Consider the following 19,440-nt stretch of genomic DNA (forward strand, 5'->3'; position numbering starts at 1 on the left):
CGGCGTTTTCATTTTCGGGGCCCGCCGCGGCGGCGAAATCATGTGCCCCCGCGGCAACGCCGGCGAAAACCCGTACAGCCTTTGATTTTCATCAGCGGTAAAGCGCGCTAGACGCAAAAGGATTGGAGCCCTAGACGACGCCGAATGGATCGCGAGCCTATGACGAGCCCCTTCTTCTCGCCCGCAGAGCCCCATACGCTCGGCAGCATCGCCGACGCGGTCGGCGCCAAGATGGACGATGCCGCGCGTGACCGGATCATGTCCGACGTGATGCCGCTCGAAAGCGCCGAGCCGGACCATGTGAGCTTCCTGCGCGGGGCCAAGCACGTCGCCGCGCTGGAGGCGACCCGCGCCGGCGCCGTCTTCTGCCACCCCCGCTTCGCCTCGAGCGTGCCGGAGGGGACCGTCGCCCTCCTGACCCCGCACGCCGCGAACGCCTTCGGTCTCGCCGCCGGCCTCTTCCACCCCTCCGCGATGCGCCCGCGCCCGCTCACCGCCCGCCAGGGCGGCGAGATCGCCGCGACCGCCATCATCGAGGACCACGAGGGTCTCGAGGCGAACGTCATCGTCGAGGCCTATGCCGTCATCGCGCGCGGCGTGGAGATCGGGCGCGGCACCGTCATCGGCCCCAATGTCGTGATCGGCCCCAACTGCACGATCGGCCGCAACACGGTGATCGGCGCCAACACCACCATCCAGTGCGCCCATATCGGCGACCGCGTCATCATCCACCCTGGCGTGCGCATCGGGCAGGACGGGTTCGGCCTCGCCCGCACCCCGGACGGTTACCGCAAGGTTCCCCAGGTCGGCGCGGTGGTCATCCAGGACGATGTCGAGATCGGTTCCAACTCCACGATCGACCGCGGCTCGCGCCGCGATACGGTGATCGGGAAGGGCACGAAGATCGACAATCTCGTCCAGATCGGCCACAACGTCGTGATGGGATGCCACTGCGTGATCGCCGGCTGCACCGGGATCGCCGGATCGGTGACCATGGGCGATTATGTGACGATCGGCGGCCATGTCGGCCTGCGCGACGGGATCACGATCGGAAGTGGTGCATCAATCGCCGGGAAGGCTGCGGTTGGGGATGACATTCCGGCCGGAGCGAGTTACGCGGGATATCCGGCGGCCCCTGCCTTGTCATACTTGGCGGAGCGCCGGGCGATCACGCGCATGATCCGGCGCGATAGGGACGCTTCAAAATCTTAGACGCGCCACTTATGTTGGCGCCTGACCGTGAAATGGGACGGACGACGGCAAGATGGACGGAGGAAGCGGCCTGACCGAGGCGAAGATCACCGTGGAGAGCGCTGAGATCCGGGATATCCTGCGATACCTGCCTCACCGCTATCCGTTCCTGATGATTGATCGCGTCATCGACATCAACCGCGACAATTTCGGGATCGGGATCAAGAACGTCACGATCAACGAACCGCAGTTCCAGGGCCATTTCCCCTCGGAGCCGGTGATGCCGGGTGTCCTCCTCATCGAAGGCATGGCGCAGACCGCGGGCGTCCTGTGCGTCGTCGCGCAGGGCCAGGTCGAGGCGCCGAAGCTCGTCTACTTCATGACGATCGACAAGGCGAAGTTCCGCAAGCCGGTCGTCCCCGGCGACGTCGTCGCCTACCACATGACCAAAGAGCGCCAGCGCGGAAATATCTGGCGTTTCCATGGCGAGGCCATCGTGCGCGACCAGGTGGTCGCGCAAGCCGATGTCAGCGCCATGATCGTGCGGGATTGATGGAACGCTTGTGACCATACATCCGACGGCTATCGTCGCGTCGGGCGCCCGCCTCGGGGAGGGCGTCGCCCTCGGTCCGCACGCGGTTGTCGATGCGGACGTGACTCTCGGCGACGGCGTCGTGGTCGGCGCCAATGTCGTCATCACCGGCCACACCACGATCGGGGAGGGCACGCGCCTCTTCCCCGGCGTCGTCATCGGCGAACCACCGCAGGACCTCTCCTACAAGGGCGAGCCGACCGAGGTCGTGATCGGCGCGCGCAATGTCCTGCGCGAGCACGTGACGGTCCATGCCGGCACCGCGCGCGGGCGCGGCCGCACCGTCGTCGGCGACGACTGCTTCTTCATGGCCGGCGCCCATATCGGGCACGACTGCATCGTCGGCAACGGCGTCATCCTGTCCAACAATGTCCTCCTCGCGGGCCACGCCCATCTCGGCGACTTCGTCCTGATCGGCGGCGGCGCGGCGATCGTCCAGCGCGTGCGGATCGGGGCCTACGCCTTCATCAGCGGCCTCTCCGGCGTCACCAAGGACGTGATCCCCTACGCCTATGTGATCGGCCATCGCGGCCGGCTCGACAGCCTGAACCTCGTCGGGCTGAAGCGGCGCGGCTTCAACCGCGAGGCGATCCGCACCCTCCTTGCGGCCTACGAGATCCTCTTCGCCGAAGAGGGCCTCTTCCGCGAGCGTCTCGACCGGCTCACCAACGAGATGGGGAGTGACCCGCTCGTGCGCCGGATCCTCGACTTCATCGCGGAGGGGAAGAACCGTCCGCTCCTCCATCCGCTGTCGCGCGCGGGCCTCGACCCCTCGACGGAGACGGACCTTCTCGAAGCGGGCGTGTGAGCGCCCCGATTGCGATCGTTGCCGGGGCGGGCGCGCTGCCCTGGGAGGCGGCGAAGCGCATCGCGCCGCGCCGCAGGGTCATCGTCTTCGCCCTCATCGGCGAGGCGGATCCGGCCCCGCCCGGGATCGAGACCCACGCGGTCGGCTACGGCCAGATCGGCCGCATCTTCAAGCTGATGCGTGAGAACGGGTGCGCCGACGTGATGTTCCTCGGCGCGATCCGCGCGCGGCCGGACTATCGCCGCATCCTCGGCGACGTCCAGACCCTCAAGCTCGTTCCGAAGATCGTGCGCGCCGTCGTCGGCGGCGACGACAGCGTCGTGCGCAACGTCATGAAGCTCGTCGAGGCGGAAGGGTTCCGCGTCGTCTCGGTGCCCGAGGCGGTGCCGGAGCTTCTGGCCGAGGTGGGCACGTTCGGCCGCTTCGCCCCGGAGGCGCGGCACGAGGCGGACATCGCCCTCGGCGCGCGCTTCCTCGACGCCGCCTCCGACTTCGATATCGGCCAGTCGGTGGTGGTGGCCGAGGGCCGCATCGTGGCGGTGGAGGCCGCGGAGGGGACGGACGCGATGCTGGAGCGATGCGTGAAGCTGCGCGAGGTGAAGCGCTTCCGGGCGCCGCGCGGGTCGGGCGTCCTCGTGAAGCGCGCGAAGGTCGGCCAGGACATGCGCTCCGACATTCCGGTGGTGGGGGCGGGCACGCTCGCGAAGGTGATCGATGCCGGGCTCGGTGGGATTGCCGTCGAGGCGGGCCGCACGATCATCGCCGAGCGCGAGGCGATGGTCGCCGCGGCCGACAAGGCGCGCGTCTTCGTGGTGGCGCGATGAGCCCCACCCGCATCGCGATCATCGCCGGGGAGGAATCGGGCGACCGGCTCGGCGGCGCGTTGATGAGCGCGCTGTCGGCGCGGCGCGACATCACCTGGTTCGGCGTCGGCGGGGACGACATGGTGGCGGCCGGGCTCGATCCGCTCTTTCCGCTGGAGGAGATCGCCGTCAACGGGTTCGACGCGATCGTGCGCCGCCTGCCGCAGCTTCTGGCGCGCATCGCGGAGACCGCGAAGGCGGTCGCGGCCTTCAAGCCGGACGTCCTCATCGTCATCGACGCGCCGGAGTTCAACCACCGCGTCGCGAAGCGCCTGCGCCGCGCGCTGCCGGACGTGCCGATCGTCAACTATGTGAGCCCGACCGTGTGGGCCTGGCGGCCGGGGCGGGCGAAGGCGATGCGGCCCTATGTGGACCTCATCCTCGCCCTCTTCCCGTTCGAGCCGGCGGCGCACGCGCGCCTCGGGGGACCGAAATGCGTCTATGTCGGCCACCCCCTCTACGAGGCGCTGCGGGCGGGCCGCGACGGGTCGGTGGGCGAGGCGCTTCTCGTGCTGCCGGGGAGCCGGCGCGGTGAGATCGACCGCCTGATGCCCCTCTTCGGCGAGGCGCTGGCGCGCCTTGCGCCAGAGGTGCCGGTCCGCCTCCTCGCCGTGCCCCGCCACCGCGAGCGGATCGAGGCCTATGTCGCAGACTGGACGGTGAAGCCGGAGATCCTGACCGGGGCGGAGGGCAAGCGGACCGCGTTCGCGACGGCCCGCGCGGCTTTGGCGGCCTCCGGCACGGTGACGCTGGAGCTCGCCGCGGCGCGCGTCCCGATGGTGGTCGCCTACAAGCTCGACTTCACCTACCGGCAGGTGAAGCGGTTGCATCGTTTCATTCCGATCGTGACCGCCACCTCGATGGTGCTCGCCAACATCGTCATCGGCCGCAACGCGATCCCCGCATTCCTCGAGGACGAGGCGACGCCCGAGGCGATCGCCGGCGCACTCGAGCCGCTCCTGCGCCCCGGAACGCCGGAGCGGGACGACCAGGCCACCGCCTTCGACGAATTCGACGCGGCGATGCGCGTCGCGACCTCCCCCTCCGAGCAGGCCGCCGACGCCGTCCTCGACCTCCTCGCGACCCGCGCCACCCGCTAGCGTCACCTAACGACGCACGATGTCCGGCGGGACGTGCCAGTGGCGCACGTGGCCGTAGGGGCGCGCCTTGTCGACGACCCACCCGCCGGCCGTCCGCCGCGCGGCGAGGCTGCCGTGACGCCACAGCATCGACCGGTCGATGAGGAGGGGGGCGGCGCAACCCCGCGGGCGGTCGAGCGTCACGACCACCTCGGCGCGCCGGCAATCCTCGGCGAGGGCGCGCGGGGAGGCGGGCGCGGCGATGGGCCGACGCGGGCACGAGCCACCCGCTGGCCCCACCTACCGACGCACGATGTCCGGCGGGACGTGCCAGTGGCGCACGTGGCCGTAGGGGCGTGCCTTGTCGACGACCCACCCGCCGGCCGTCCGCCGCGCGGCGAGGCTCCCGTGCCGCCACAGCATCGACCGGTGGAGGAGGAGGGGGCGCGGCGCAGCCCCGCGCGCGGTCGAGCGTCACGACCGCCTCGGCGCGACGGCAATCCTCGGCGAGGGCGCGCGGGGAGGCGGGCGCGGGTACGAGCCACCCGCTCGCCCCACCTAACGACGCACGATGTCCGGCGGGACGTGCCAGTGGCGCACGTGGCCGTAGGGGCGTGCCTTGTCGACGACCCACCCGCCGGCCGTCCACCGCGCGGCGAGGCTCCCGTGCCGCCACAGCATCGACCGGTCGATGAGGAGGGGGGCGGCGCAGCCCCGCGCGCGGTCGAGCGTCACGACCGCCTCGGCGCGCCGGCAATCCTCGGCGAGGGCGCGCGGCGACGGGGCCGGCGCGGCTATGCGCCACCCGCTGGCCTCACCTAACGACGCACGATGTCCGGCGGGACGTGCCAGTGGCGCACGTGGCCGTAGGGGCGCGCCTTGTCGACGACCCACCCGCCGGCCGTCCGCCGTGCGGCGAGGCTCCCGTGCCGCCATAGCATCGACCGGTCGATGAGGAGGGGGGCGGCGCAGCCCCGCGCGCGGTCGAGCGTCACGACCGCCTCGGCGCGCCGGCAATCCTCGGCGAGGGCGCGCGGGGAGGCGGGCGCGGCGACGGGGCCGGCGCGGGTCTCCAGCGTGCATCCGAGCGTGTCGCAGTGGGCCTCGGCGCGGGTCGCGGGCGCGGGGTCCCCGTCGGCGCGGTGCCAGACGTCGCCCACATAGTCGCTCTGCCGGCCGTGGAGGGCGATGTGGCCGCTCCGCTCGCGCACGCCCACCGTCGCCCCCTCTGCGGTCACGAGAAGGTCGTGGCGGGGGGCGAGCGGGGCGATCGCGAGGCCGAGCGCCAGCGGGACGATCCCGGCGAGGCGCAACGGGGAGACGAAGAGGGCGAGCCATAGGATGCCGAAGGCCGACAGGAGCGCCGTGGCGGCCGGGATCGTGCCGACGGTGCCCATGTCCCCCGTCCACCGCGTGACCGCGTGGGCGATGGCGAGGATCGCGTCGAGACCCCATCCCATCGCGAGCAGCGGCCACGCCTCCCCGCCGAACGGCATCAGGGCGAGGGCGAGGACGCCGGCGGGCATCGCGAAGAGCGTCAGCACCGGCATCGCGGCAAGGTTTCCGAGAAGGCCGAGCGGGGCGAGGCGGTGGAAATGGAAGACGGAGGCGGGCGTCGTCGCGAAGCCCGCGATCAGCGATGTCATCGCGAGCCCCGCGATGAAGAGGACCACCGGCCGCAACGGGCCGGTCCACGCTCCGCCCGGCCGCCGCGCCCACCATTCATACGCGCCGACGAGGGCGATGACGGCGAGGAAGGACATCTGGAAGCCGGGCTCGGCGACGCTCACCGGGTCGATCAGCATGATGACGAGCGCGGCCATCGCGACCGTGCGCATCGTGAGCGCCGGCCGGTCGGCGAGGATGGCGAGGAGCGCGAAGGCGAGCATGACGAAGGCGCGCAGCGTCGAGACCGACCCGCCGGAAAGGGCGAGATAGAACGCCCCCGCCGCGAGCCCCGCGACCGCCGCCCACTTTCGGATCGGTGCGCGGAGCGCGAGGGCGGGGACGAGGGCGAGCCCGCGGCGCACGAGCGCGAACACCGTGCCGGCGACGAGCGCCATGTGGAGCCCCGAGATCGCGAGGACGTGGCCGAGGCCCGAGACGCGCATCGCCTCCTGGTCCGCCGCCGGGATCGCCCCGCGCCGGCCGACGAGGAGCGCCGCCGCGAACGCCGCCTCGCGCGGGGCGAGCACGGCCGACAGGCGCGCCGCGATCGCGCTGCGCATCGCGTCGATCCGCGCCGAGACGCTCCAGCGTGGCGCGGGGCCGATGACCTCGAGCGGGCCGTAGGCGAACCCCGTCGCGCCGACCCCGTCGAAATAGAGGCGTCGCGCCGGGTCGTAGCCGCCGGGGAGCGCGGGGCCGGCGAGGGGGACGAGGCGGGCGCGGCCCGTCACCCTCTCGCCGACGGCGAGAGGCGCGCCGCCGCGCACCGAGAGGCGGACGCGCCGCGGCACCGGCCCGGAGAACTCGCCCGAAAGGCCGGTGAGGACGACGCTCTGCCGCCCGTCCTCCGCCGTGTCGACCGCCACCACCCGTCCCGTCACCACGAGCGACAGCGGGGCGCGGAGCGTCGCCGTCCCCCGCCATTCGGCCTGGAGGGCGAGGAGGAAGGCGCCGAAGAGGAGCGCGGCCGCGGCGAGGAGGAGCGGGGAGAGGGCGGCCATCGCCCCGCGCGCCGCCCACCAACGCAGCGCCGCGAGGACGACGAGGACGCCGCCGAGCGCGGCCGGCGGCGGGTCGAAGGGAAGGGCGAGCGCGATCGCGATCCCGGCCGCCATCAGCACCGGCAGCCAGAGCGCGCCGCGGCCGAACGCGGTCTCCTGCGCGATCGCCCGCGCGGGCCACCAGACCGCGCGCTGCGGCAGGTCTGCCCCGCTGAGGACGAGGGTCATCGGCGAATTCCCCTTGCGCGGGCCGGGCACCCGCGTACTTAACCCGCGTCCGCATTCTTCGGCCCGGAAGGGGCGCGAAGGGTCGACGGACAGGCCGCGTGTTCGCTACACCTGCCGGAACAGACTCACACTAGCGTGTATCGGATGACAATGAAACCCAAGGTGGTAACGCGCTTCGCCCCGTCGCCCACCGGCTATCTGCACATCGGCGGGGCGCGCACGGCGCTGTTCAACTGGCTCTATGCCCGCCACCATGGCGGCGAGATGAAGCTGCGCATCGAGGACACCGACCGCGCCCGCTCCACGACCGAGGCGATCGACGCGATCCTCGACGGGCTGACCTGGCTCGGCATCGAGGGGGACGGGGAGACGCTCTACCAGTCCGAGCGCGCCGCGCGTCACCGCGAGGTCGCCGAGGAGCTGCTCGCCAGGGGCGCCGCCTATCGCTGCTATACGAGCGCGGAGGAGCTGGCCGAAATGCGCGAGAAGGCCGCCGCCGAGGGCCGCCCGCCGCGCTATGACGGGCGCTGGCGCGACCGCCTTCCCCACGAGGCGCCTCCGGGTATCGACCCCGTCATCCGCCTCAAGGCCCCGATCGACGGGGAGACGGTGATCGCCGACCACGTCCAGGGCGAGGTCCGCTTCGCCAACAAGGATCTCGACGATCTCGTCGTCCTGCGCTCGGACGGCACGCCCACCTACATGCTCGCCGTCGTGGTGGACGACCACGACATGGGCGTCACCCACATCATCCGCGGCGACGACCACCTCACCAACGCCGCGCGGCAGACGCTGATCTACCAGGCGCTCGGCTGGGACGTGCCGGAGATGGCGCATATCCCGCTGATCCACGGGCCGGACGGGGCGAAGCTCTCCAAGCGCCACGGCGCGCTCGGCGTCGACGCCTATCGCGCGATGGGCTACCTGCCGGAGGCGCTGCGCAACTATCTCGTGCGCCTCGGCTGGTCGCACGGGGATGACGAGTTCTTCTCCACCGCGGAGATGATCGAGCTCTTCGGCCTCGACAGCGTCGGCCGCTCGCCGGCCCGCTTCGATTTCGCGAAGCTCGAGAACATGAACGGCCACTACATGCGCGAGGCCTCGCCCGAGGCGCTGATGGCGGCGCTGGGGCCGGTCATCGCGGCGCAGGAGGACGCGGCCGCGATCGAGGCCGCGCTCGATGCCGGCGGGCGCGAGCGCCTCGCGATCGCGCTCCCGTCCCTCGCCGAGCGGGCGAAGACGCTGAAGGAACTCCTCGACAACGCCCGCTTCCTCTGGGCCGAGCGTCCGCTCAGCGTCGACGAGAAGGCCGGCAAGCTCCTCGAGGGCGACGCGCGCAACCATCTCGGCGCGCTCTCTGACCGCTTCGCCGCGCTCCCCGAATGGTCCGCGGCGGCCACCGAGGGGGCGGTGCGTCAATATGCCGAGGATGCGGGGCTGAAGCTCGGCAAGGTCGCCCAGCCGCTGCGCGCCGCGCTCACCGGGTCGAGCACCTCGCCCGGCATCTTCGACGTTCTCGCCGCCCTCGGGCGTGAGGAGTCGATCGCGCGGATCCGCGATCAGGCCGTCTGACGCACGGGCGCGGGCAGCGCCCCCGTCAGCCGCGTGGCGACGATGGTGAGGAGCACCGTCGTCGCCGCGCAATAGGCCGACATGAAGAGCGCCTGCTCGGGGATCGTCACCCCGAGATCGATCAGCCACCCGGTGACGCCCGGCCCGAGCGCGGTGGAGAACACCATCGCGGAGGTCACCAGCGCCTTGATGCTGCCGATATGGCGCGTCCCGTAGAGGGTCGGCCACAGGGCCGCGAGGAGCGTGGCGGCGACACCCTGGCTCATCGCGATCCCGGCGAGCACGGCGAACCAGAGGCCGACACCCCCCGGCACGGCGAGCATCGCGACACCGAGCGCCGTCGGCACCAGGAAGAAGGGGAGGAGGCGTGTCGGCCCGAAGCGGTCGATCGCGGTCCCCGCGACGAGCGTCGTGCAGAGGGAGATGGCGGCGTAAACGGGGAAGGCGAGGGCCATCGTCGCGAGGTCGAAGCCGCGCACGACGGAGATGTGGACCTGGTGGAAGATCACGCAGGTCCCGATGAAGGGGGGCGCGAGGACCGCCGGGAGCAGCGCCCAGACGGACCAGTGGCGCAGCACCTCGGCGCGCGTCCAGTGCCGGTCCTCCATGCCGACCGCCTCCTCGCCCCCGCCCTCGCCCTGCGGCACGCGCCCGTGCCGCATCAGGACGAAGAGGAGGGGCAGGAAGACTAGGAGGATGATCGCGATCGCCACCGCCCAGCTGAGACGCCAGCCGAGGGCGGCGATGATGCCGACCGTGACGAGCGGGAAGAAGGCCTCGCCGAGCGGATAGCCGACGATCGCGATGGAGGCGGCGCGGCCGCGATTGGCGCGGAACCAGCGGGCCATCGCGGTCATGGAGATGTGGGACATCATCCCCTGGCCGCAGAAGCGCAGCCCGAAGACAGCGAGCGTCAGCATGATCGGCCCGGTCGCGGTCAGCATGATCGTCGCCGCGAGCGCGTAGAGGAGGAGGACGGCGACGGTGAGGCGTGCGAGGGGGCGCGTGTCGGCAAGGCCGCCGAGCTGGAAGAGGCAGGCGGCCGAGGCGAATGTCGCGAACGTGTAGATGCCGCCCCACTCTCCGTCCGACAGCCCGAACTCGCGTCGGATGCCGCCGGAGAAGAGTGAGATGAAGTAGGTCTGCCCAAATGCTGAGCCGAACGTGAGGAGGGCTCCGGTCGTGAGCCACCACGCGTTCTGGCGATAGAAGCTCCAACGCATGCGCTTTCCATAGCGCGCTTTCCTTCCGCGTGGAATCACCCCCGCGGGATGAATTTTTCCAACGCTTTCCGGGCTGTTCGGCCGTTATCATTTCGGCGTGAAAGGTCCGGACGCATGGCGCGGGAGCCGTCCGGAACGGGCCGGGTCGGCCCGAACGAGGGACCGGCGGAGGTCAGGAGACTTGAAGGGGAAGGGCGCTTCGGATAATTCGCGATGGACAGAATCTGAACGCAACGTGAGCGGCATCCCCTCCGGTTGCCTACAGACACGGCGCGTCATCCATACAAGGGAAGAGTGGGGCCGACGATGACCACAGACCACAGCGCGCAGTTTGCCGTCGGTGCCGAGACGGTGGATTACGACGTGATGCACGGGACTGAAGGCCCGAGCGTCATCAACATCGCTTCGTTCTACAAAGATACCGGGATGTTCACCTACGACCCCGGTTTCACCTCCACCGCTTCGTGCGAATCGAAAATCACCTATATCGACGGCGACAAGGGCGTCCTCCTGTACCGCGGCTACCCGATCGAGCAGCTTGCCGAGCACGGCGACTTCCTCGAGACGTGCTACCTCCTTCTGTACGGCGAGCTTCCGACCCCCGCCGAGAAGGCCGAGTTCGTGGGCCGTGTGACCAACCACACCATGATCCACGAGCAGATGAACCGCTTCTATGCCGGCTTCCGGCGTGACGCGCATCCGATGGCGATCATGGTCGGCTGCGTCGGCGCCCTGTCGGCGTTCTACCACGACTCGACCGACATCCATGACCCGACCCAGCGGATGATCGCTTCCATCCGCATGATCGCCAAGATGCCGACGATCGCGGCCTGGGCCTACAAGTATTCGATCGGCCAGCCGTTCGTGTATCCGCGGAACGACCTCGACTATTCCGCGAACTTCCTGCGCATGTGCTTCTCCGTGCCGTGCGAAGAGTATGAAGTGAACCCGGTCCTGTCGCGTGCGATGGACCGTATCTTCATCCTCCATGCCGACCACGAGCAGAACGCGTCGACCTCGACCGTGCGCCTCGCCGGCTCCTCGGGCGCCAACCCGTTCGCCTGCATCGCCGCCGGCATCGCCTGCCTGTGGGGCCCGTCCCACGGCGGCGCGAACGAAGCCGCGCTCAACATGCTGGAGCAGATCGGCTCGGTCGACCGCATCTCCGAGTACATCGCCCGCGCGAAGGACAAGGACGATCCGTTCCGCCTGATGGGCTTCGGCCACCGGGTCTACAAGAACTACGACCCGCGCGCCCGCATCATGCAGAAGACCTGCCACGAGGTTCTCGGCGAGCTCGGCATCAAAGACGACCCGCTCCTCGAGGTCGCCATCGAGCTGGAGAAGATCGCGCTCAACGACGAGTATTTCGTCGACAAGAAGCTCTATCCGAACATCGACTTCTACTCGGGCATCACCCTGCGCGCGCTCGGCTTCCCGACGACGATGTTCACGGTGCTCTTCGCGCTCGCCCGCACCGTCGGCTGGATCGCGCAGTGGAAGGAAATGGTCGAGGATCCGAACCAGAAGATCGGCCGTCCCCGCCAGCTCTACACGGGCGCCCAGCGCCGCGACTACACGCCGATCGTGCAGCGCACCTGATCCCGGCGACCGGGGCCGCCCGCCGGCCCCACCCCGCCCCGATCGAAGGCCGAGCCCCGTGGCTCGGCCTTTTTCGTTGCGGGGCGGCGGTGGGGGACCGTTCTCCCACGACGGCAATGTCCGATGGGTCCAGCGGCTGGGACGCCCGGTAGCACCTCCGCCCGAAGCATCCCCGAGGGCTCTGCCTCGCTCCTTCTTCCGTCTCCATCCGCTCGGCGGCCGTCCGCGCTGCCGGGAGCACCCGAGCCGTCCGTTCACATGAAGACGGGCGATCGGAACGCGTCGCGAACTTTTCCAGAAGACCGCCGTGATCGCTGAGCCCGAGCGCGATGAAGAGCACGGCGCGGCAAGCCCGACGAGCGGATTGATATCGCCGATGACGGGCCGAAGGGCGGAGCGAGCCCGCACCAAGCGCGACCCGAGGGTGCGACTCTTCGTTCCGGGGACGCCGAAAGGGTGCGAGCGAGGCTCGAAAGCCGCGCTTCGAGGTCGGCCGCAACCCTCGTTCTTTCCGCATGGATCGCCGCCGAATTTGCAAAGAGGCATTGTGATTCGACCGGGTCCGGAGGCGTGCGCGTAGGCGGTCTGCGGCCAGAATTCTGCGAGTCCGGCGAAGCGACACGGGGGGAGCGCGACGCGACGGACAGACGGTGCCTGGAGCACCTCACGGCCTTGGCGCCCCCTCACAGCCGGGACGGTCCGACTTCATGCTCTGAGGCGGCTGTAGGACGGCTCTGGTCCGGTGGCCTGTCCGACTGTCGCCACGGCTTGCGCGGAAGGGGACCGGAGGGGGACGAGGGTGCGGTCCGGCTTCTGGGGCACGTGGCCGCGTGACACCGCCGTGGGCGGCTAGGCCGGGCCGCGCTGCGAAGTCTGTCAGTGCTGTCCGGCGACGGCGCACGGCGGCCGGCGAGCGCGCAAAGAAAAAGAGCCGGTGCGGGGCACCGGCTCTTTGCGTCGGGGGGAGGGCGCGGGGGCCGCGCCGTCCGGTCAGTTGAGGCGGCCGGAGGCGTGGGCGAGGAGGGTGTAGAGCTTGCCGTCGTCCGACATCAGCGCCTCGCGGGTGCGGCGGCCCGAGGTGTCGGACCGGGCCGCGACGCCGATCTGCTCCTCGAACTCGTCGACGAAGCGGTCGACCTCGCCGCGGAAGTCGCGGTCGCGCTGGTAGCGGCGGCGCACGTCCTCGAAGGTCTGCTGGCCGTCGAGCGTGTAGAGCTGACGGTTGAAGACCTGCCGCTCGCCGCGATTGAAGCGCGTCCACAGCTCGCGATAGGTGCCGTCCTCGATCGCGCGTGCGGCGGGCTTGGCAAGGCCCGAGAGGCCCGCATCGCCCTCTTCCGGCCCATCGGCGCGGCGCAGGAGGCCGCCCATCCAGCCGCCATTCTGCTCCGACGGACGGGCGCGGCCGTTGGTCGGCTCGCGCTCAGGCAGGGCCGCGCGGCGCGGCTCGGCCGCACGGCGCTCGGCCCGGCGGTAGGTGTCGCGCCCGCCATCCTCGGCGGTGGCGGCGGCGCGCACGGTCTCGCCCTGGCTCGCATGGCGCGCCACGATGGCGCCGAGCTCACGCACGGCGTCGAGCTGCTCGGTCACCGCGCGGCGGAGCGCCTCGGCGTTCTGCACGGTCTCCTCGGGCAGCTCCATGACGGAGCGCTCGAGAGCGGTGCGGGTCGATTCGAACTCGTCCTTCACCGCGCGGGCCGACTGGCGCATCTCGCCGGTCGCCGCCTCGAAGCGCTGGGCGACCGACTGCAGGGCCTCGACCATCTCGGCCGCCATCCCCTCATAGGAGATGCGCAGGTTTTCGCGGACGCGCTCGGCCTCGCTGTTGGCGTTCTCGTGGAGCTGCTCCAGCTGCGGGGCGACGGCGCGCGAAGCCTCGTCGAGCGTGCGCTCCAGGAGGAGGCGCGCGTCGTGGACCCGCTCCTCGGTGGCGCGCAGCTGGTCGTCGACGCGTTCCGTGAAGGAGCGCATCAGCGTGTCGACCTGCTCGGACTTCAGCATCAGGCTGGAGGAGAGATCCTCCAGCGCGGTGCGGCGCTCGTCCATGCGGCTGTCGAAGGCCGCGGCATCGCCCTCGAACCGCTCCACGGTCGTGGCGAGGAAGCGGCCGTCGCGCTCGATCCGCTCGGCGATGGTGGAGAGGTCGGCGAGCGCCGCGTCGGCGGTGTCGCGCAGCGCGGAGGCCTGGCGGGACATCTCCTCGCCGGTCCGGTTCGTGTCCTCGAGCGCGCCCTGGACGACGTCGCGCAGGGCTTCGCCGCGGGTGGAGAGATTGTTCTCCATGTCGGCGAGCGTCGCGCCCACGGAGCCCAGCATGTCGTGGAGGGCCGTGTTCGTAGCGTGGACGCGTTCGAGCGTGCCGCCGAGCTCCTCGATGAGGGCGCGGTGGGTGTCGCGCAGCTCCGAGATCGCGCCGGCGCCGCGCTCGGCGAGGGCGTTGAGGAACTGGTCGCCGTGCTCGTCGATGACGGTGCGCAGGTCGGCGAGGGAGGCGGCGGCGTCGCGCGCCACCGACTGCATCGCCTCGGCGGTGCGGTCGCCTTCCTGAGCGAGGGCGTGGTGGGCGCTCGCCATCGTCTCGGCGATCGCGCTGCGGGTCGTCTCGGTGCGCTCCTCGATCATCTGGAGGAGCTGGTCGAGCGCCTCCACCATCGCGTCGCGCATCATCTTGCCGCCGGAGGCGACCTCGCCGGACATGGAGGCCATCGTCTCCGACAGCATCCGGTTGACGGCGGTGGTCTCCTCGCTGAGCTGGCCGGAGATGTCCTGCATCGGCTCCAGAATGTCGCGGCGGGCGGCGTCGACGACGCTGCGGAGCGCTTCCTGGGCGCGGGTGCCTTCCGAGGCGAGCCCGTCGGCGATTGTGTCGGTCGCCTCGCGGGAGAGGGAGGTGACCTCCTCGAGGCGCGCGGCGAAGGCGTCGTTGATCGCCGTCTGGCCGTCGGTGAGCGCGTCGGAGATGGCGCGGGCCCGCTCCACCAGCGCGTCGGAGACCTTCTCGACGCGGCCGTCGAGCGCGTCCTCCATCGCCTCCAGGCGCTCGGTGAGCACGCTCGCGATGTCCGTCGCGTGGGTGGTGAGGGCGGTCACGACAGCGGTCGAGCGTTCGTTGACGAGCTCGTCATAGCGGCTGATCGCCTCGGCGAGCTCCTGCGAGAGCGGGGTCGCGCGCTCGTCGATGAGGGTGGAGAGGCGCGTCACGTCCGACGTGATGCCCTCGCGCAGGAGATCCATCCGGCTCGCGAACGCATTCGCCTCGGTGTCGAAGGCGGCCGAGAGGCCGTCCATGCGCTCCGAGAGGGTGCGCTCGTAGCTGTCGGCGGTGTCGCCGAGGAGGGTCTCGAGGCGGATCGCACGGTCGGCGATGGCGCTCGCGACGCGGTCGCCACGCTCGGCGAGCGCCTTGTCGAAGGAGAGGATCTGCCCCTCGATCGTCTCGGACACCTCGCGATTGCGCTCCTGGATGACCTCAGAATAGCGGTCGAGCGAGCCTTCGAGGCTGACGCGGATCTCGTCGCCGCGCTCGGAGATGATCTCGGCGATGCGGGTCGCGGAGCGGCTGATCTCCTCGGCCGCGCTGGCGCCCTTCTCGGTGACGGCGTGGGCGATCTCGACGCCGGCCTGGGCGAGCGTCTCGGCGAGCTCGCCGGTGTGCTGGCGCATCGCGGTCGACACGCTCTGCACCGCGTCGGCGAGATTGTCGCGCACGATCTCGGTGTGGCCCTTCATGTTCTCCTGGAAGGCCTCGGTCGACTGGCGCAGCGTCAGGTCGAGCTGCGTGCCTTCCTTGGTGATCGCGATCTCGATCCGCTCCGCCGTCCCCTCGATCCGGCCGGCAAGCTCGCCGCCCGACTGGGTGATGGTCTGGGTGAGGCCGACATGGAGCGTCTCGAGGCGCTCGGAGAAGGCCTCGGTGCGGACAGCGATGTCCTCCACCAGCGAGGAGCCGGAGCCGGCGATGACGTCGGCGACGCGGTCCACCTCGCCGGTGATGCGCTCGACGATGAGGTCGGTCCGCTCGGCAAGGGCGTTGCCGGCGTGGTCGGTGCCTTCCGCGAAGGTGCGCTCCAGCGCCTCGCCGAAGCGGGTGAGGGAGGCCTGGAACTCCTCGGCGTGGTTGAGGAAGTTCTGTTCCAGCAGGACCTGGCGCTCCTTGAGCAGCGACTCGGACCGGTCGGCCTGGGCGAGCAGCGTCTCGGAGAGGGAAGTCGAGGTGGAGGCGACGGAGTCGGTGAGGCGGTCGCCGAGGACGTTGATCGAGGATTCGATCTGGTCGATCTGAGCGAACACCGCGTCGTGCATCTGGGTCGAGGCGCCGGAGATGGTCTCCGTCATGCGGTCGCCGAGATGGGTGAGGCGGCCTTCGACCTCGTGGATGCGGTCGCCGAACGAGTCGAGCATCGCCGTCGTCGTGGACTGGACCGTGCCGGAGAGCTGGTCGGAGAGGACGCGCAGGCGCGCCTCCATGTCGTCGACCTGACGGCTGACGGATTCGGTGAAGTCGCTCGACGCGCCGGAGACGACGTCGCTGACGCGGTCGCCGAGCGTGTTGAGCGTGACCTCCAGCGCCTCGGCGTGGGTGATCAGCGTCTCGCTCATGGTGGAGGAGGAGCTCGTCACCGCGTCCGTGAGGCGGTCGCCGAGGACGCCGAGCGTCGAGGACACCTGGTCGACCTGGTTGAGGAGCTGGTTCGACAGCTCCTCGGTCGCTGCGTGGATCGAGCTCGCGGCCATGGCGCCGCCCTGCGCGATCGTGGCGTCGAGCTCGCCCATCTTGCTCTCGATCGCGGCGACGAGGCGCGTCGCGGTCTCGGTGAGGCGCTCGTCGACGAGGGTGGAGCGGAGGGTGACGGTCTCGACCGCGCGCTCGGCCGTGTCGGTGACGTCGCGCTCCATGAGCGTCATGCGCTCGGCCATCGTGGTGACGATGTGCGTGGAGGCGGCCTCGACGCGCTCGTCGATCTCGCCGAGGCGGCCTTCGATCATGCCGCCGATGCGCTGGGCCGCGTCGGACAGGGTCGTGTCGAGATGGCCGAGCGAGCCGCCCACGACCTCGGACAGGCGATCGCCGGCCTCCGACATGCGCGTGGTGACGACGTCGAGCCGCTCGCCGACCTGGCTCTCCAGCATCTGAGAGGCGGTGACGAGGGTGGATTCGATTGTCGCGAGGCGCTCGTCGACGAGGGTGACGACCTCCTCGGAGGTGCGCGACAGGGTGGCGTCGATGCTCGCGATCTGGGTGTCGAAGGTCGCGGTCAGCGTCTCGTTCGCGCGCGTCATCTCGAGGGTGACGGCCTCGGCGCGCTCGGAGAGGTTCGTGGTGAGGTAGGTGGCGGTGCGCGTCATCGCGCCGTCGACCTCGCCGAGGCGTCCTTCCACCGTGCCGATGAGCTCGCGCGAGGCGCGTTCCAGCGTGCCGTCGATCCCCTGCATCGAGGTGTCGACGAGGCTCGCGAATGTCTCCGACGAGCCGGTGACGATGTTCTCGAGCGACTCGAGCCGCTCCTCGACCATGCCGGTGAAGCGCTCGGTGGCGAAGGAGATGGTGGTGTCGATCGCGTTCATGCGGTCGTCCACCGTGTTGGACAGCCGCTCGGCCGACATCGCGACGGCCGCGTCGAGGGCGCTGAGGCGCTCGGTGATCGTCATGTCGAAGGACTGGCTCGCGTCCGTGACGGTGACGCGGACCTGCTCGAGGTTCGATTCCAGCGTGTTCGTGAGGGTGCCGTTCACGTCCATGATGGCGCCGGTGACCTTGTCGCCGGTCGACATCAGGATCTTGGTGACTTCCTCGGCGCGTTCCAGCACCGTGTCGGCCATCGTCGAGCCGGTGCTCGCGAAGCTCTCGGTCATCGCGACGGTGCGGTCGGCGAGCGTGTCGACGAGCTCCTGGCCGACGCGGCCGAACTCGTCGGTGATCTCCTTGGACTGGCCGGCGATGGAATCGATGAGGATCTCGGAGGTCGAGCGGATCGTCTCGGTCGCCGCCCCCGCCTCGGCCTGGAGGCTGCCGACGAGATATTCGGTGGTGGAGCGGATCGTCTCGACCGTCTGGCCGGTCTCCGAGTGGAGGCTGCCGACGAGGGCTTCGGAGGCCGTCTTCACCGCGGCGATGGTCGCCTCGGACTGGTCGTTCAGCGCCGTGATCAGTGCCTCGACGAAGTTGCGGACCGACTCGGTCTGCGAGTTCGAGGTGTCCTCCAGGCGGGCGACGACGGACTCGCCGGTGCTCGTGAGGTTCATCTCCAGCTCGTTCGACCGATCGACGAGCTTGGAGACATAGGAGTCGCCGGAGGTCGTGAAGGTCGTGACGAGATGATCGCCGGAGGAGCGCAGCTCCTCGACGAGGCGGTCGGTCTCGGCGTGGAAGGTGGAGGCGATCTGGCCGGTCGTGTCGCCGAGGCGGGCGGTCAGCGTCTCCTGCAGGCTGCCGACGAGATCGGCGAGGCCGGACTTCGCGTCGGTCAGCTCGTCGCGGACCTTGTCGGAGTTCGCCATCAGCATTTCGCGCTCGGCGACGAGCTCCTCGAAGAGGGCGCGGATCTTGGCCTCGTGGTCGCCATAGGAGCGTTCGAGCGCGGCGACCTCGCGGTGGACGAGGACTTCGAGCTCGCTCGCGCGCTCGAGCGCCTGCTCGATGCCGGCGCTCATGCCCGCGACCTCGCGGCGGATCGCCTGGCCGATATTGGCGACGCCCTCGGTCGCGTTGATCTCGGGCTCGGTGAGGCGGGCGGCGATGTCGCTCACGGCCTCGGCCGTGGCGCGCAGCTCCTCCGACCGGCGCACGAGCTGGGCGACCATCAGGAAGAGGAGGATCGGCGCGATCGTCCCGCCGAGGACGGCGAAGGCCTCGGGCTGGGAGAGGAACGTGCCGATGCCTTCGGCGGCGGCGAGGCGGATCGCGATCAGCGCGCCGCCGGCGGCCCAGATGAGGGAGGTGACGAGGCCGATGCCCATGGCCGTCATACCGCGACGCCGCCCGGTCCGGGCGGCGGTCTCGAAGCGGTTGCGGTCATCGTTGGCGGCGGCCTGCTGTTTGGCGAGCGCCCGGTGGCGGCGCCGTCTCGGCTTGGTCGCGAGGTCGCCGTCGGGCGCGTCGTTCGCGGGCGCGAAGGCTTCCGCCTCGCTCGCCGCGTCCGCCTCTGCGCGCGCGTCCGATCGGCTGAGGGAGCTTTCGAAGCCGGCCACGAGGTCGACGGGCTCTTCGTCCGTCGCATCGAGATCGAACTTCAGCGCCTCCTCGACAGCCGAGAGCGCGGCATCGGTCGGGTCCGAGCCGGACGCATCAGTTGAACGGTGCGGGTCTATCGCCATGGATCGTCGCCTCGATCGTACGCTACGCTGGTATCGGACACGACGTCCGACACGCTTGTCGTGGTCCCTGTTGGGCCACGGAAGTTCGGCGGTGCAAAGATGCCGCCTCGGTCAGCCGTTAATGAATTGCTAATGCCATACTCGCACAGGGCGAACAAGGAAGCCGACCCCTTGCTGGATGTTAAGGTTAATGCTGTTAACCTTTGGCGCCGTCTGTGGAAATCGGGAGTGCTCCGGGGGAGGGGTGACGGTGCCGCACCCCGCCGATCCGCTTGACGCATCCGGCCGAATGGTTATGT

General features: G+C 70.4%; 12 protein-coding genes. 7 read left to right on the forward strand and 5 right to left on the reverse strand.

Annotation, left to right across the window (positions count from 1 at the left end):
- Positions 1-144 precede the first annotated feature (144 nt).
- From lpxD to lpxB, 5 genes are all read left to right on the forward strand, one after another.
- On the forward strand, positions 145-1,212 hold the full coding sequence (gene lpxD / locus DBV35_RS06250; RefSeq protein ID WP_108659328.1) for a UDP-3-O-(3-hydroxymyristoyl)glucosamine N-acyltransferase: 1,068 nt from the start codon (positions 145-147) through the stop codon (positions 1,210-1,212).
- 70 nt (positions 1,213-1,282) lie between these two features.
- Complete coding sequence (gene fabZ / locus DBV35_RS06255; protein WP_108660587.1) at positions 1,283-1,744, forward strand: 3-hydroxyacyl-ACP dehydratase FabZ; 462 nt, start codon at positions 1,283-1,285, stop codon at positions 1,742-1,744.
- A 10-nt stretch (positions 1,745-1,754) separates the two neighbouring features.
- Positions 1,755-2,591 carry an acyl-ACP--UDP-N-acetylglucosamine O-acyltransferase gene (lpxA, locus tag DBV35_RS06260; protein ID WP_108659329.1) on the forward strand — a complete coding sequence of 279 codons (837 nt, stop codon included), beginning with the start codon at positions 1,755-1,757 and terminating at the stop codon, positions 2,589-2,591.
- Entirely contained in the window at positions 2,588-3,415 is an 828-nt protein-coding gene (locus DBV35_RS06265; protein WP_108659330.1) for an LpxI family protein, read from the forward strand. The genes lpxA and DBV35_RS06265 overlap by 4 nt, the downstream gene beginning before the upstream one ends.
- A complete protein-coding gene (gene lpxB / locus DBV35_RS06270) occupies positions 3,412-4,554 on the forward strand; it encodes a lipid-A-disaccharide synthase (protein ID WP_108659331.1) in 1,143 nt (380 codons plus the stop codon). The genes DBV35_RS06265 and lpxB overlap by 4 nt, the downstream gene beginning before the upstream one ends.
- Positions 4,555-4,560: 6 nt before the next feature.
- On the opposite strand, the gene DBV35_RS06275 is transcribed toward lpxB, so the two are convergent.
- From DBV35_RS06275 to DBV35_RS06280, 3 genes are all read right to left on the reverse strand, one after another.
- Positions 4,561-4,833: a hypothetical protein gene (locus tag DBV35_RS06275; protein WP_157961601.1), complete on the reverse strand. Its 273-nt coding sequence runs from the start codon at positions 4,831-4,833 to the stop codon at positions 4,561-4,563.
- 258 nt (positions 4,834-5,091) lie between these two features.
- On the reverse strand, positions 5,092-5,268 hold the full coding sequence (locus DBV35_RS30140; protein ID WP_157961602.1) for a hypothetical protein: 177 nt from the start codon (positions 5,266-5,268) through the stop codon (positions 5,092-5,094).
- An 83-nt stretch (positions 5,269-5,351) separates the two neighbouring features.
- A complete protein-coding gene (locus DBV35_RS06280; protein ID WP_157961603.1) occupies positions 5,352-7,430 on the reverse strand; it encodes a ComEC/Rec2 family competence protein in 2,079 nt (692 codons plus the stop codon).
- A gap of 150 nt (positions 7,431-7,580) precedes the next feature.
- On the opposite strand from DBV35_RS06280, the gene gltX reads away from it, so the two are divergent.
- Positions 7,581-9,002, forward strand: coding sequence for a glutamate--tRNA ligase (gltX, locus tag DBV35_RS06285; RefSeq protein ID WP_108659334.1), 1,422 nt, complete (start codon positions 7,581-7,583; stop codon positions 9,000-9,002).
- Here gltX and DBV35_RS06290 read toward each other — a convergent pair.
- Positions 8,990-10,225, reverse strand: a complete 1,236-nt coding sequence (locus DBV35_RS06290) for an MFS transporter (RefSeq protein ID WP_108659335.1) — start codon at positions 10,223-10,225, stop codon at positions 8,990-8,992. The genes gltX and DBV35_RS06290 overlap by 13 nt on opposite strands.
- Positions 10,226-10,531: 306 nt before the next feature.
- On the opposite strand from DBV35_RS06290, the gene gltA reads away from it, so the two are divergent.
- Positions 10,532-11,827 (forward strand): citrate synthase, encoded by a 1,296-nt coding sequence (gene gltA, locus DBV35_RS06295; RefSeq protein WP_108659336.1) that lies wholly within the window; start codon positions 10,532-10,534, stop codon positions 11,825-11,827.
- Between the two features lie 990 nt (positions 11,828-12,817).
- Here gltA and DBV35_RS06300 read toward each other — a convergent pair.
- Complete coding sequence (locus tag DBV35_RS06300) at positions 12,818-19,141, reverse strand: apolipoprotein A-IV repeat region-like domain-containing protein (RefSeq protein WP_108659337.1); 6,324 nt, start codon at positions 19,139-19,141, stop codon at positions 12,818-12,820.
- Positions 19,142-19,440: the final 299 nt, after the last annotated feature.

The sequence above is a fragment of the Acuticoccus kandeliae genome, assembly GCF_003073115.1.